The following is a 14,847-nucleotide window of genomic DNA, read 5'->3' as shown; positions in this document are numbered from 1 at the left end:
ACGGCCCGGATTTTCCGGGCCGTGTCGCATCCGGCATCCGGCATGCGGAACACGCGCCGGCCCGCGAGCCTGTGCTGGTCCACCACGTCCCCCGTCAATGCCGCGCGCCGGCCGTGCGGCATACGATCGTCGAGCTGACCGGAGAACTGGCCGCGAGTGGGGCGTGAACGGGCATTGCGCTGCGGGCGGGCGACTCCGCGCCGTCATGACGGGCGGGGTGGACGGGCTCAGTCCGCGACGCCGTGCGCGGAGGGCCGGTCGCCGCGTTCGACGGCGGCACGCACTCCGTCCCGAACGGCACGTGCCCCCGCTCCGGCCATCGAGCGCGGACACCGGCGCATCATTTGCACAGCGCGTCCCGTGCGGCCTCGAGGATCTCCTGCGACAGCCCGTCGTCATCGACCACGCGCGACATCATCAGTGCGCCGATCATGGCTGACGCCGCCGCCAGCGATTTGCCGCGCTTGCTCGCTTCCGTGCCCCCCAGCTGTTCCGCAAAGAGACCCGCGAGACGCAGGAATCCTTCCGTCGCGACTTGCCGCGTGCGCGCATCGGCTCTCGCCATGTCGCCGCCCAGCGCCGCGAACGGGCAGCCGATCGACATGTTGTCGCGGTGCGCGACCGACAGGTAACGCTCCGCGATCTCCCGGCGCGCGTCGCGCGGCGGCTTCCCCTGCACGAACGACTCGAGCGTCTCGTACAGCGTCGCACTGGCGACGTCGCATGCTTCCGCCACGAGATGGTCCTTCGATTCGAAATGTCGATAGAACCCGCCCGGCGTGAGGCCGGCCGCCGACATGATGTCGGCAATCCCGGCGCCCACCACGCCCTTCTCGCGCAACTCCCGCGCCGCTGTTTCCACGATCCGCTTGCGGGTCTGGCTGGCCTCTTCCCTGGACTTTCTCATGTCGATCCGGCGCCCGAGCGCCGCCTTGAAACTTTTCGTTGACACTTAGAGTGTATCCATACTCTAATTGGATGTCGATCATACTCTTATTGACCCAAGGGGGCGGAAGTGGGACACGACTGGAAGCATGGCTACGTCCATACCAACGGCATTCGCATGCATTACGTGGAGCAGGGCGTCGGGCCGCTCGTGCTGCTGTGTCACGGGTGGCCGGAATCGTGGTTTTCGTGGCGTCATCAGATCGAGCCGCTGGCGCGGGCCGGGTACCGGGTCGTCGCGATGGATCAGCGAGGCTACGGCGACACCGACTCACCGCAAGCCGTCGAGTCGTACAACGTCCTGAACCTCGTCGCGGATCTGGTCGGCCTGGTTCATGCGCTCGGGGAAGAGCGCGCGACGCTCGTCGGGCACGATTGGGGCGCCATGGTCGTCGCGCCCGCCGCGCTGCTGCGCCCCGACATGTTCGACAGGCTCGCGTTGCTGAGCGTGCCGTACCTGCCGCGCCAGGTGCTGCGGCCCGCGGTCCGCTTTCAACTGCTTTCGCAAGAACAGCACTTCTATCAGCAGTATTTTCAGGAACCCGGACGGATCGAGCGCGAACTGGAAGCCGACATCCGACGCTCGTTGCTGGGCATTCTCTATACGGCGTCGGGGCAGGCGCGCGCGAATGAAAAACATCGCCACGCCAGCTTCGCCCGTTTCGACAAAGCCAGCCGCCTCGTCGACAGTCTCGTGTTCCCCGACGAGCAACCCGCGTGGCTCACGACGGAAGCGCTCGACTATTTCACGGCGCAGTTCGAGCGGTCGGGTTTCCGCGGCGGCATCAACTGGTATCGGAACTTCGACCGGAACTGGGAACTGACGGCGTTCCTGGCCGGCGCGCGCATCCTCCAGCCCACGGTCTTCATCACGGGCGAGCTGGACGGCGTGCTGAAGATGGCGAAGGACGAGTACGAGACGCTCGAACGCAACGTGCCGCACCTGACGGGCAAGCACCTGATCGCCGGAATCGGCCATTTCGTACAGCAGGAAGCGCCCGATGCGGTCAATCAGCTGTTGCTGTCGTTCTTGTCGAACCGGGGACAGGAACGGCGCCCATGAATCAGACTGCCACCAGGCCCGATGCCGGCGCGCTGCGTCGCGCCCGCATTCTGGGCGGCCCGCTGTTTCGAACCCTGCTGTCGCTCGGGCTCACCACCATCGTCGTCCTGATCGCCCAGACGTTCGTCGGCGTGCTGGAGACGTGGTACGTGAGTTTTCTCGGCACCAATTCGCTGGTCGGCGTGTCGCTCGTCTTCCCGGTCTCGATGTTGATGACGATGATGTCCAACGGCGGTATCGGCGGCGGCGTGGCGTCCGCCGTGGCGCGCGCGATCGGCGGCGGCAAGCGGCGCGAAGCGGATGCGCTCGTCCTGCATGCGGTCGTCGTGGCCGTCGTGCTCGGCTGCCTGTTCACGATCGGGGCGTGGTGGTGCGGCCCCGCGCTGTATGCCGCGCTCGGCGGCCGGGGGCCGGGGCTTGCCGCGGCGGTGACCTATTCGAACTACGTATTCGCCGGCGCGATCCCGATCTGGATCGTCAACCTGCTGTGCGCGGCCTTGCGAGGCAGCGGCAACGTCAGGATTCCCGCGATCACGACCTTTGCCGGCGCACTGGTGCTGATTCCGCTTTCGCCGTTGCTGATCTTCGGCGTGGGCGCCGTGCCGGGCCTCGGCATCGCCGGAGCGGGGATAGCGGTGTCTCTCTATTACAGCGTCGCCGCGGTCGTGCTGCTGGTCTACATGGCCCGCGGGCACGGCGGGTTGATGCTGACGCGCACGCCGCTGAACCGGCGGTTCTTCGCGGACATTCTCCGGGTCGGCGCGCTCTCGTCGATCGGCGCGCTGCAACTGAACCTGATGGTCGTATTGCTGACCGCGGTGGTCGGGCGTTTCGGCCAGGCCGCGCTGGCCGGCTACGGCATCGCGTCGCGACTCGACTACGTGCTGATACCGCTGCTGTTCGGCATGGGCACCGCCGTGCTGACCGTCGTCGGGACGTGCATGGGCGCGGGCGACGTCGCGCGCGCCCGGCGCGCCACATGGCTCGGCATTGCGATGGGCGCCGGCTTCACGCAGGTCATCGGGCTGGTCGTCGCCATTCATCCGCCCGTCTGGCTGGGGCTGTTCACGCATGACGCGGCCGCGACCCGTTTCGGCGGGCTTTACCTGACGACCATCGCGCCGCTCTACGGCCTGGTCGGCGTGTCTTTCATCCTCTCGTTCGCCGCGCAGGGTATCGGCCGTCCGTTCTGGACGATCCTGGGCGGCACGGCCCGCCTGTGCATTGCGGCCGGAGGCGGCTGGCTGGCCGTCAATCAGCTGGGCGGCGGCATGGGGACGCTCTCCGCGTTCGTCGCGGCGGGGACGGTCGGCTCGGCGCTGGTGTGCGCGGCCACGATGGTGCCCAAACGTATCTGGACCCGGGTCGAGGTGTGACGGCGCGCGCACTGGCGCGCCGTTACCGGCCGGCCTCATTTGGAGGATGCTGAAATGAATCGTACCGTCATCGCGGGTTACGTCCGCACGCCTTTCGCGTTTGCCCGCAAGGGACCCCTGCACGCCGCGCGTCCCGACGATCTGGCCGCCGTCGCGCTGGCCGAACTGGTCCGGCGCAGCGGAATCGATCCGCACCTGATCGAGGATGTGCTGATGGGATGCGCCTATCCCGAGGGGGCCCAGGGCGACAACGTCGCACGCATCGCATTGCTGCTCGCGGGACTGCCCGTCCGGATCGGCGGGGCGACCGTGAACCGCTTCTGCGGCTCGTCGATGTATGCGATCCACATGGCGGCCGGGCAAATCGCGATCGGGGCCGGCGAAGCGTTCATCGCGGCAGGGGTCGAGAGCATGACGATGGTGCCGCAAGGCGGCCTGTCGGCGTCGCCGAACCCGCGATTCGCGTCGCCGGAACATCCCGATGCGGAGGTTCCGACCCACGCGTACACGCCGATGGGCATCACGGCCGAGAACGTCGCGGCCGGCTGGAACATTTCGCGCGAGGAGCAGGACGCGTTCGCGGTCGAGTCGCAGCGCAAGGCCGCACGCGCGCAGGCCGAGGGGCGTCTGGACGACGAACTCGTGCCCGTCGTCACGCCCGACGGCACCATGATCGATCGCGACCGCTGCCTGCGCCCGCAGACGTCGCTCGAAGGGCTGGCCGCGCTGAAACCCGCGTTCGGGGAAGGCGGAACCGTCACGGCCGGTACCGCGTCGCCTTTGACCGACGGCGCCGTTGCCGTCCTCGTCACGTCGGAGGCATTCGCCCGGCAGCATGGGCTCGACGTGCTCGCCCGCATCAGGTCGACCGCGATCGCGGGCCTCGAACCGGAAATCATGGGGATGGGGCCGGTGCACGCGACGCGCAAGGCGCTTGCGCGTGCCGGCTTGCGCATCGAGGACATGGACGTGATCGAAATCAACGAAGCCTTTGCGTCGCAAGCGATCGCCTGCATGCGCGAGCTCGGCATCGATCCCGAGCGAACCAACATCGACGGTGGCGCGATCGCGCTCGGCCATCCGCTCGGCGCAACGGGCGCGCGGATCACGGGCAAGGCGGCCACGCTCCTGTGCCGCGTCAGCGGTCGTTACGCGCTGGCCACGCAGTGTATCGGCGGCGGGCAGGGGATCGCGACGGTGCTCGAGGCGGTTTAGGCGGTGCGTGAAGGGCGCGCCCCGTCGAGGATCGCGTCGGCATGCCGGCGCCATCCAGCACGTGCGGCTGAATTTGCGTTGTGCGGTGCCGCGACGGCATGACGTTCGCGGCACGGGATGCCGATGACGCTGGATGGCCAGGCGCCTGACCCGCGACATCGTGCGGCTCGTGCCGGCAGTGCGCGGCGGGCCGGCCGCCGCGGGTGGCTACGTGAGTCCCGGGGCGACACCGTGAAGCCCGCGCGGGCGATTGTCGCGGCGGGCCGTGATCACGCCGGCGGCGCGACGGATGCGCCGTTGATGCCGTGGCGCCGCAGCGAATCCGCGACGAAGCCCGACGCCTTCATGTCCTCGACGAATGCGCTCAGTGCCGCCGCGGCCGCTTCGCCGCGGCTCTTCGGCACGCCCATCGCCTGCCGGATCACCATGAAGCGTTCGTCGAGCAGGCGCAGGCCGGGCGTGGTCGCCGCGTCTGCCTCGAGCTGCTGCTTCACGCCGGCCGCCACTTCCAGCTGCTGGTCGACGAACGTCTGCACGACGGCCTGCGACGTCGGTGCACGGACGATCCGGGCGGCCTTCAGCTCGCGCGTGAGGAACAGGTCGTAGGCGCTGCCCTGGCCGACGGTCACGCGGTTGTGAGGCTGGTCGACGTCCGCGTTCGTGCGGATCGGCGACGCGTCGCGCACGAGATAGAACCCCTCGATCAGCACGTACGGCGCGGTGAACGCGACCGTTTCGCCGCGCAGCGGATCGACCGCGAAGAAGCCGAAATCCGCGCGCTCGTCGGTCAGCGCCTGCACCGACTTGCCGGCCGCGTCGAACACCACGAGTTCCAGTTCGGCCGACAGGCGTTCGGCGAATGCACGCGCGAGGTCGATCGATACGCCGAACGGTTCGCCGGTCGCCGGGTCGCGGTTCGCCAGGATCGGGTTGCCGAGATTGATCGACGCGCGCAGCTTGCCGGTCGGCGTGAACGCGGAAAGGACGGAAGGAGAGAGGGACATGGGGGCTCGCTGCGGTCGTAGGGTCAGGGTTCGAGGTGCGCCGGTGCGCGGCGATGCGACGGCATCGAGCTTATCACCTGACCGGCGGAGGGCGCGAAGCGGCGCCGGTCGAGGGGGGCCATTTCGTGTCGATGGTCGGCTGCGTCGTGTCGAAGCGCGAGACGCGGGCCGCAGGCCGGTGCCGGGGAGACGCGCGTCGATCGGCTGCTTCGAACGCGTCGAGGCGCTGCGCGCGGTGACGCCGCTTCGATCGGAGACCCTTGCGTCCCGCGATCCGCATGGTGGAACCGGCGTGATAACCGCTAGAATTACGGTTTTAGCCCGGAAAACGTCCATGTCTTTTGCATCGCTCGGCCTGATCGATCCGTTGCTGCGTAATGTGCAGGATCTCAATTACCAGACACCGACGCCGGTGCAGGCCAAGGCGATTCCCGCCGTGCTCGGCGGCAAGGACGTCATGGCCGCGGCGCAGACCGGCACCGGCAAGACGGCCGGGTTCGCGCTGCCGCTGCTGCAGCGCCTGGTGCAGCACGGCCCGGCGGTGTCCAGCAACCGCGCGCGCGTCCTGGTGCTGGTGCCGACGCGTGAACTGGCGGAGCAGGTGCTGCAAAGCTTCGTCACTTACGGCAAGGGCCTCGACCTGCGCTTTCTGGCTGCCTATGGCGGCGTGAGCATCAACCCGCAGATGATGAAGCTGCGCAAGGGCGTGGACGTGCTCGTCGCGACGCCGGGCCGCTTGCTGGATCTCAATCGCCAGAACGCGGTGCAGTTCGATCAGGTGCAGGCGCTGGTGCTGGACGAAGCGGACCGCATGCTGGATCTCGGCTTCGCGCGCGAACTCAACGCCGTCTTCGCCGCGTTGCCCGCCCGGCGCCAGACCTTGCTGTTCTCCGCTACGTTCACCGACGATATCCGCGCGATGGCGGCGGGCATTCTGCAGAACCCGGTCGATATCAGCGTCAGTCCGCCGAACGTCACGGCGAGCAAGATCAAGCAGTGGGTGGTGCCGGTCGACAAACGGAACAAGCCCGACCTCTTCATGCACCTCGTGGCCGAGAACAAGTGGACCCATGCGCTGGTGTTCGTCAAGACCCGCAACGGCGTGGATTATCTGGCGGCGATGCTGGATGAAGCAGGCTATGCGGTCGACACCATCCACGGCGACAAGCCGCAACCTGCGCGCCTGCGTGCGCTGGAGCGTTTCAAGTCCGGCGACGTGCAGATGCTGGTCGCCACCGACGTGGCGGCGCGCGGGCTGGATATCGACGATTTGCCGCTGGTGATCAACGTCGATCTGCCGATCGTCGCGCAAGACTACGTGCACCGTATCGGCCGCACCGGCCGTGCAGGCGCGAGCGGGGTGGCGGTGTCCCTGGTGTGTGCCGACGAGGCGCCGCAACTGGCCGCGATCGAAGCGCTGATCCGGCAAACGCTGCGCCGTGAGGAAGAGCCGGGCTTTGAAGCCGAACATCGTGTGCCGCAGACCAGCACGACCGGCGAGATCGTCAAGAAGCCGAAGAAACCCAAGAAGCCCAAAGTGCCGCAAGCCGTGCCGGGCGGCGGGCAGGGGCCCGGCAAGAAGCCGCGTGCGCAAGGCGGGGAAGGCAAACGCAAGCCTGCGGCGCCGCGGGCGGCGGGCTCGGGTGCGGGTAAAGGGGCAGGTTTGTCCAGCGGTAGTCCGTTCAGCGCGCAAAAGCCGCGCAGCAAGCCCGCCGGCAAGGCTGTTGCGGGTCCGCGCAAGCCGGGTGGCAAGCCGGCCGGTGGCCGAGGGAAACGCCAGGCTTGATGGGTGGCAGCGTTGTGTTGGGCGGATGAATCGCGCGTTTAAGACGCGGGACGTATTCGACACGGCGCTGGTCGCGCTGGTGACGAGGCGAGAAATCCGTCGCGTGACGTCCGGCTGCTCGGTGATGCGGTGCTCCGTTGGTGATCATGCCGCCATCTACCGTTGTATTCAGGAGAACCAGAGTCATGGGAATCGAGTACAAGATCAAGTTTTCCGTCCCGGCCGGCTACGATCCATCCGCGCTTTTCAAAAAATTACCGAACCCCGTCGATCAGCCTTCGATGGCAGAAATCTACAGCTACTCGCTCGAGCAAGACGGGTTCTACTTTGTGGATTATCTGGTGAACAGATCTGCTGCTGCGCTTGCACTCCGAATATTTATCGATGAAGCGTTGAAGTACGCCGAGCATATCGTGATCTCGGAGCCGTGATGGAAAGGGGCGCGTGGGCTTCCGGATTCGGCCAGAGGCAGTTGCTCGGCGCCACGATTCCTGGGGTGCGCAACACAGGCTTTGCCTGGAGAAATCAAGCTGTATCTTGATCGGGAAGACTGGGCCTCATTGGCTGATAGAGGCATCGGTTTGGTCGTTTTTAGTCGTCGCTGCCGCTCGCGTCCGATTGGGCCCGGCCAATTCCGGACCGTCGAGATAGACTGGCAGCTTTGCTGCCGGAACACGTTCAGAATGGAAAAGCCATCGATGGAGTCTACCGTTACGCTGCGCCAGGCGTATCTGATCATGTTCGAATTTCTCGAACGGGAATGGGAGTCTCTCGATAGGCCTGAAGTGCTAGGCGCACTTCTCAGCAGCCTGGCCCTATGGGGGGAACCCAATGGGCAGGGGGCGCCCATGGACGCCGCGGTGTTCCCTGAGTGGCTCGAGTGCGCTCGCCGCGTGCTTCGGGATGGGCAGCGTGGTGGTTATGGAAACGCGGACATCAGATTGTCACCCGAGTAACCGTGAGCGCCTGCTTGATGACAGGCCGGTTCCTGCCGCAGATCAGTAACGGTCCGCCATGCCGGGTAGACGTTGGCCACAACGAGACAGTCGACCTTGTGACGTAGACCGACAACAATCTGTCTCCGTCTATTGATCCGGGAGCATCGAAAGTGTTGATCGTCCTTGGCGGGCTACCGGGCACCGGGAAGACGACAGTAGCGCAAATGCTCGCACGCAAGCTCGCGGCCGTTTATCTGCGCATGGATACATTGGAACAGGCGATCAAGGCGTGCAGAGGCGGCCAAGCGGATATTGGGGCCGGTGGCTATCTGGCCGCATATGCGGTTGCCGCCGATAACTTGCGGCTTGGGTCGACTGTCGTCGCGGACTCGGTCAATTCATTGCAAATTACACGTAGCGCCTGGAGAAGTGTAGCGTTCGACGCAGGGGTGCGGATTTGCGAGATCGAATTGGTTTGTTCGGATGCTGCCATGCACCGGCGTAGGGTCGAGGGGAGACAGGCCGATATTCCCGATTTTCAGTTGCCGACATGGCAGAGCGTGCTTGAACGTCAATACGACCCATGGAAATCGGCGCACCTCGTCGTCGACACCGCAAAGTTGTCGGTTGAGCAGGCAGTCGAAGCAATCATGCAGCGACTGTCGTTGGCCCCTCCAGGGAACCAAATGGTTTAGTGAAAAGCACGCCGAACAGGCTGATTGCATCAGACGACGTTCGGCCAGCAGGGGGCTATCGGCAGCGTTCGCAAGATCGGTGGCAATGGTAGCGTTAATCCGCTTCGGATGCGGCGTGAAAAGGGCACATGGATACTGATGACGGAAAAGCAGAGGCAACATTAGATTGGGTCGAGGTGTCGAGGGAGGCGCACGAACTCGCGCTGCGTCATGGAAGGGCTGCTCATATCTTCGCTGCTGGTTTGGCAGATAAAGCGGAATCTACCGACGACTTCAAGGCGGCACAGTTTTGGCGAGCTGTCTCAAGGAGTCTTGCGCCGCGCACGTGAGCTAACCAAATGGAGATCTGATTTGAAGTGCGTTATCTGTCTCTCCCGATCGCTGCCAAGGTAGGGGCGGGTGCGGTTGCTATCGTCCCGGGTTCGAACGAAATGAACCGTTCGACACAGCCACCGGCTTCGTCGAGATTCGGAACCTCGGGTATTTATGGTTTTGCGAGAAGCCCGACAATCAGCGACCGGAGCATCCACGCGACGTATCCTTGCCATAGGTGATGGCGGCTTCATGATGGAAGATGCCCGGTCGCCTGTCGACGAGCATGTCGTTAGCCTCACTGGAAAGATGCGGCTACGTATCTGTTATCTGGCGCCCCCCAGCGGAGATCCTCACTGCAGCGACGGGTGCGCAGAGATCGACAACCTGATTGCTGAACGAGCGCTGCGCGGCGTCGCGATCGACAGGCGCAACTACTTGTACGCCGGCGCCGACGCTGGCGGAGAACGTGCCGCCGCGATGTACAGCCTGATCGGCACGGCACGCCTGAACGGCCTCGCTCGCGAGGCGTATCTTGCCTACGTTCTCGAGCGTATCGCTGACCATCCGGTCAGCTGGATTGACGAGCTGATGCCGTGGCGCGTGGCGCCGTTGCTGCCATCAACCGCTCGCGTCGAACCCATCCGATAGCATCGCCCCCCGCCGTCAACAGCCCACGCTACGGTTCTGGTCGGGCGCTTACGGAGCATGCCAGGCGCCCGCTCGATCAACTCGATGCGTGGCTGAGTGCCACGCTGGAAACGCTCGCGGGCAAATCCGCCAGGAGCCGGGCGATCCTCTGCGTTGAACCGGTGGGAAGCGCTCACGCGCCATTGAGACGACGGGCATCTGGAGATCGACACCCGCCAGTTGAACGCGCGCTACGAGGGGTTGCAATCGGACGGCGCAATTACCTGTTCGCGGGTGCGGACTCAGGCTGCGAGCGCGCTGCTGCGATCTACAGCCGGATCGGCACCGCCGGCCAAGGAATGGCATCGATCCCGAAGCATATCTGCGTCACGTGCTGGCACGCATCGCGGATCACCCGATTAACCGGATCAATGAGCTCACGCCGTGGGCTGTCGCCGATCAGCTCGCCATCGCATAAACGCCAGCGCTACACAAGACGGCTCCGGTGACACGCTTACCCGCCACCAACGTGGCAGCGATACAGATTACGCGCCCGGTACGATCGCGCCGACTTGACTTGCCGCTTGCCCTCGGCAGACAGATTGACCTTGCCGAGGGAGATCCATCTTCTATACTTTTCTCGGTGTACGACCCCACACCCAGGCCGTCGGAGACCGTCATGCTGGAGCAAAAACGAATCCAACAACAGGCTGTCTTGATTTCTCTGCTCGCTCTCGCTGTGGTTGGTTGCACTACCCTGGTTAGCGTGCATTACGATCCATCAAAGAAGGACCCTCCTGTGGACTCGTACCGTTATGCTCTGCCCGAGGCGATGGTCACCGTACTCTACACTGTGACCTTGACCAAGTGCGGTGAAACGACCCGGAACGTGAGGGACGTTCCATCGATCGGAGTGAAGATATCAGCGACGATTACCCCTTCCTATCCCGTCGATCCCAACCAATATTTCTACGTGCCTACCACCAGCCTGCAAGGGGCATTCAAAAACGCCAACGTGAAATTTACTACGGCATCTGATGGCACGCTGCAAGGCGTGAATGGGGAGTTGGCAGACCAATCGCTGCAGGTGGTAGGGGCCGGGTTGCAATCCGTCGCGACGATCGCAGGGGATGTATTGACCGCTGGGGTACATGTTCCCAGGAACGCGAGTCCATCATCCACGCAATTCAACGGGACCTACGACGAACCTTTGGATTTCGCCAATTTGACGAGCAAGCAAAAAAAGCTGATCCCAAACGATACGACAAAACAGATTTTTTTGGATAGCAATGCTTGTTCCGGGACAGCCCAGGCGGCTTTAAAGGACTACACGAAGGCTCAGACTGAACTCAAGAGCGCGTCCCAGAAGGCCAGTGCGGCAAAGTCTGCTCAAGCCACGTCGGCTGCAGAAGTGACACTCAACCAGGACACCTCGACGATGGCTGACGCGCTCAAAAAAGTGTCGTTCACGATACCCATCGCTGTTGTTCCGACCGCCAATCAGTTCAAACCCGTAGAGGGGGCGCTGAGCCAACCCCGTCTCATGAAAGCCGAGGTTCCGGTCGATCTTTGGCGCTACATTAAAGCGCTTTGGGTCGACCCGGACAAGGCCAAAAAGACCGTCTATGTCACGATCAATGGGGCTGCCAATTCCATTCCGAAGGATCCGCAATCCACGGATGACGGTGAAATCGCAATCTACGTGCTGAGGTCTACCACCGCGACGCAGCCCGCCGGAGCCTCCGACGCATTACCCGCTCAACCCACGGCCGCAACCGATCCCGCGTCAGACGCAAATGGGCAGATCAAGGGCCTGGTGCTGCGGCAACCCGCCGCAGGCCTTGCTCGTACGTGCTTAGGCAAGTGCCTCGACCCGGACACCCAAGGCGTGGTGATTACCCAAACTACCAGCGCGAATGCGGACCTAGCGCCTAGCGTTCCGATCACGCTGCCCCAATTGGGCAAACGGATCCTTGTTCCGTTACATACGCACGTGGGCGACGACGTGACGATCTCCGCCACGTTGTCCGCTGACGGCGCCCCTACAGTCCTGTCATTGGCCAACACCTCGACGTTGGCCCAAGGTCTCACCGCCGTAAGCGGTGCGGCCAACAGCTACTCGACCGCGTTGGGCGCCGAGAACACGGCTATTGGTCAGCGCAACACCGCGCTCACTGCTCAATCCACGCTATCGACCACCAACGCCACGCTCAACGACACGAAACTTAAAGCCCAAGCAGATTGCCTCGTACAGCAAGCTGCGATCGTGAAGGCTGGAGGTACGCCGGTCGCCGGCTGCCAGTAGGCAAATGACCTGCGGTTCCCACTACTGTCCGATGGGAACCACTCTGGACATTTCTATTCAGTCCGTCGAGACGGGGCTGGGAACTCGTTTACGATAAATTCACCCCCCAAAAAAGTGGTAATTTTCGTTTTGACACGCCCTCGGCCAGAATCGGTCATTCGATGTAAGAGCCTGGATCGTCGACAATGCTATTTTCGTGGAATAGCCACACCACAGTTCGTAAAGTTGCTTAAGTCAACAGGAAAAATTGATGGGACTCGACTGGAATCCAATTGGTAGGCCAAAGGCAGGATGCAAGGACGAATTTGAACGGATTTTTTCCTTGCTTGTAGGTGGCGATGCTTCAATCGACAAGGAGCAGCTTACAAATCAATGGCTGGGAATTCAGGTATCGCCGTTCGAAACGATCAAGGCACCACAAGTCGGATTTGATCCTGGGGCCGATGCCTGGGCGCGAGATCGCTACCGGACGATCCAGCACCCGACGACTTCGGAGGCGGAGTTCATGCGCTCCATGGAAGGCTATTACGTGATTGAGTTGGCTGCCCCATGCGATGGGATCCCGGTCTATTCCAATGGCGCCTTTGGGTATGTCGAACTCTACAGTTTTCGCGCACAATTTCTGGTAGAACATTGCGGGATACTAGGAGACGACGTTACCGCCGGCCTCTACAAGTCCTGTCTTGCGAGAGATCTTGGTGTTCTGGGCGAGAGAATTCGTGACGCAGCCACATCATATGCACAACGGGAAAAGGTGTCACATGTGGAGCATGTAAAGACAGTTGACGGAATCGAGCCTGAAAGCCCGGAGTCGACCGCGCACATACTGTTTTCGGCCGCCAGGTGGTGCGAATATTGGGCTCGTCGGGAGCATGGAATGGACGCATACTGGTAAACACGAAAAAGCATGTGTTGGGATGCAATTGCTCTCCGACGTGAACGCCGTAGTGGTCAGTGTGCGATTGGGACTGACGATGAATTCAACCGGTAGTTGCATACATGATCGAAACACGCACGGTAGCTCAATGCAAAACGTAATTGCAACATTCCATATTGCAGCGGACGTTCCTGAGCCGAGGACGCGCGGAGTGCGCAGCGGGTACGCACCGCACCATAAATTCACAGTCGACAATGATCTCTTCAGTCGATTTCACTCGTACGCCGATAATGAAATTCACTATCCAGGTGAAAGCTTGAGAGTCGACATCACCTTTCCCAGTTGGGCAAGTTTTTTCCGAAAGCGTGAGAGTCGGACAACGGGTCGACGTACTTGAGCTAAGTCGACTTGTCGGCCATACGACTTGAATTAGTGCGAGATCGACACATGACTACGAATCGCACGAAAACTCGGCTAGCTGGCGAACTTAGTCGCTTCGTCCAGCAATACGCCCGCAAGGCTCAGGCCTCGGAGCCCAACGACAGGTAATACGATCGCAAGATCGAAAAGAAGATGAAACGACTCTCCCCGTCTGAACTGTCAAACCTTCTTTCCCAAGACGGTGTGTTGATGCCGCAGCAATAGCCAGTATTACATTTAACGGACGGCCTTATTACACCCAACCCCGTTCGAGATCGCTTCGAGTGGCTAGGCATGACCGGTAATCAATCTCAGTGATCCATCGAACATCGGCAGCGTGCGAAGAAAGCCATACTTTGCGTCCCACGCGCCGTTTTCGAGATCGCGGCTGAGGCGCTCTGCAAAACGCGCCTCCACGCCAGGTTCAACGAAGCTCCATGCGGAATTGGCGCGCCGCGCGCCGGCTTCAAGCAACCTTTCAGGTCGCCCGTAATAGCCTTCGGCGAAGCCGTCCACGCAATTCAAGGGAATCTTCACGGACTCGACGTCCACCCGGCCGCCCAATCCATCGACGATGGACTGAATCGCCGGGTATCGCCGCGCCTCCACTGCGATCATCTCGGGCGCATATTCCGCAAGCCAGGAGGCGCTTAGTTGTGCAGGATCGCACGTCAGGATCAACACGGGTCCGCGCGACACTCTCCGCATTTCGGCAAGTCCGGCGTTCAGGTCGGGCCACTGATGCACCGAGAACGTCGACATGCTTGCATCGAAGCTGTCATCCGCGAAAGGCAGGCTTTGCGCCACCGCATCGATGGCAATCGGGAGATACGGAGGCCGCTGGGCCCGCATCGAGGCCGAAGGTTCAACTGCCGTGACATCACGGTCAAGAGGCTCGTAGGAGCCAGCGCCGGCCCCGACATTGAGAACCGATCGGGTATCGCCGAGAGCTTTCCTGATGCAGCCATCAATATAAGGATCAGGTTGCCGGTAAAGGGTGTAGTTGATACCTATCGATCCATAGTTGGCATCGCCCGCACTGCCGTCCTCGTGTCTGTTATCCATGTGCAGATCCTTTTCACTAGTAAACTAACGAAAGCTTGTTATTGCATAATCCTTTTGCGCAACGAACTCGGTGTCTCATGCAGCCACCTTCAACGACGGAAAGACTGCTGAAGGTGTCTCTCCTGCATCGCCGATAGTTTGCGAAAACTAGAATAAGCGCACACGGTACTATTCGAACATCGAGTTTTTTTGCTCGTATCCGTCAGTTTTTTTAAC

General features: G+C 62.5%; 12 protein-coding genes and 2 pseudogenes. 11 read left to right on the top strand and 3 right to left on the bottom strand.

The features are described from left to right. Nucleotides 1-340 precede the first annotated feature (340 nt). Nucleotides 341-952, bottom strand: a complete 612-nt coding sequence (locus GQ56_RS0106800) for a TetR/AcrR family transcriptional regulator (protein WP_235212645.1) — start codon at nucleotides 950-952, stop codon at nucleotides 341-343. Between the two features lie 63 nt (nucleotides 953-1,015). On the opposite strand from GQ56_RS0106800, the gene GQ56_RS0106795 reads away from it, so the two are divergent. From GQ56_RS0106795 to GQ56_RS0106785, 3 genes are read left to right on the top strand one after another with little or no spacing between them, the layout of a single operon-like run. Further along, nucleotides 1,016-2,008: an alpha/beta fold hydrolase gene (locus GQ56_RS0106795; RefSeq protein WP_031397930.1), complete on the top strand. Its 993-nt coding sequence runs from the start codon at nucleotides 1,016-1,018 to the stop codon at nucleotides 2,006-2,008. Beyond that, the gene (locus GQ56_RS0106790) at nucleotides 2,005-3,384 is read left to right on the top strand and encodes an MATE family efflux transporter (protein WP_052007205.1); all 1,380 of its coding nucleotides are present in this window, start codon (nucleotides 2,005-2,007) and stop codon (nucleotides 3,382-3,384) included. Before GQ56_RS0106795 ends, GQ56_RS0106790 begins: the two co-directional genes overlap by 4 nt. A gap of 54 nt (nucleotides 3,385-3,438) precedes the next feature. Next, entirely contained in the window at nucleotides 3,439-4,599 is a 1,161-nt protein-coding gene (locus tag GQ56_RS0106785; RefSeq protein WP_031397928.1) for a thiolase family protein, read from the top strand. 269 nt (nucleotides 4,600-4,868) lie between these two features. On the opposite strand, the gene GQ56_RS0106780 is transcribed toward GQ56_RS0106785, so the two are convergent. Continuing rightward, the gene (locus GQ56_RS0106780; RefSeq protein WP_031397927.1) at nucleotides 4,869-5,603 is read right to left on the bottom strand and encodes an ABC transporter substrate-binding protein; all 735 of its coding nucleotides are present in this window, start codon (nucleotides 5,601-5,603) and stop codon (nucleotides 4,869-4,871) included. Between the two features lie 334 nt (nucleotides 5,604-5,937). Between GQ56_RS0106780 and GQ56_RS0106775 the strand changes: the two genes are divergently transcribed. From GQ56_RS0106775 to GQ56_RS44010, 8 genes and pseudogenes are all read left to right on the top strand, one after another. Beyond that, nucleotides 5,938-7,389, top strand: a complete 1,452-nt coding sequence (locus tag GQ56_RS0106775) for a DEAD/DEAH box helicase (RefSeq protein WP_031397926.1) — start codon at nucleotides 5,938-5,940, stop codon at nucleotides 7,387-7,389. A 185-nt stretch (nucleotides 7,390-7,574) separates the two neighbouring features. Further along, entirely contained in the window at nucleotides 7,575-7,820 is a 246-nt protein-coding gene (locus GQ56_RS0106770) for an RNA-binding protein (protein WP_031397925.1), read from the top strand. Between the two features lie 677 nt (nucleotides 7,821-8,497). After that, complete coding sequence (locus GQ56_RS0106760; RefSeq protein ID WP_031397923.1) at nucleotides 8,498-9,022, top strand: AAA family ATPase; 525 nt, start codon at nucleotides 8,498-8,500, stop codon at nucleotides 9,020-9,022. A 128-nt stretch (nucleotides 9,023-9,150) separates the two neighbouring features. Continuing rightward, nucleotides 9,151-9,351 carry a hypothetical protein gene (locus GQ56_RS44015; protein ID WP_152601665.1) on the top strand — a complete coding sequence of 67 codons (201 nt, stop codon included), beginning with the start codon at nucleotides 9,151-9,153 and terminating at the stop codon, nucleotides 9,349-9,351. Between the two features lie 337 nt (nucleotides 9,352-9,688). Continuing rightward, nucleotides 9,689-9,985 (top strand): annotated as a pseudogene (locus GQ56_RS0106755) (transposase domain-containing protein); the annotation flags it as partial. A 71-nt stretch (nucleotides 9,986-10,056) separates the two neighbouring features. Then, a pseudogene (locus GQ56_RS40800) lies at nucleotides 10,057-10,442 on the top strand (IS66 family transposase); the annotation flags it as partial. Between the two features lie 201 nt (nucleotides 10,443-10,643). Beyond that, nucleotides 10,644-12,269: a hypothetical protein gene (locus tag GQ56_RS0106745; protein WP_152601664.1), complete on the top strand. Its 1,626-nt coding sequence runs from the start codon at nucleotides 10,644-10,646 to the stop codon at nucleotides 12,267-12,269. Nucleotides 12,270-12,519: 250 nt separating this feature from the next. Then, nucleotides 12,520-13,164 carry a hypothetical protein gene (locus tag GQ56_RS44010; RefSeq protein WP_152601663.1) on the top strand — a complete coding sequence of 215 codons (645 nt, stop codon included), beginning with the start codon at nucleotides 12,520-12,522 and terminating at the stop codon, nucleotides 13,162-13,164. Nucleotides 13,165-13,854: 690 nt separating this feature from the next. On the opposite strand, the gene GQ56_RS0106740 is transcribed toward GQ56_RS44010, so the two are convergent. Beyond that, nucleotides 13,855-14,631: a class I SAM-dependent methyltransferase gene (locus GQ56_RS0106740; protein WP_031397920.1), complete on the bottom strand. Its 777-nt coding sequence runs from the start codon at nucleotides 14,629-14,631 to the stop codon at nucleotides 13,855-13,857. Nucleotides 14,632-14,847 lie beyond the last annotated feature (216 nt).

The organism is Burkholderia paludis (assembly GCF_000732615.1).
Taxonomy (GTDB): Bacteria; Pseudomonadota; Gammaproteobacteria; order Burkholderiales; family Burkholderiaceae; genus Burkholderia; species Burkholderia paludis.
This window is presented reverse-complemented; position numbering and strand designations above follow the sequence as displayed.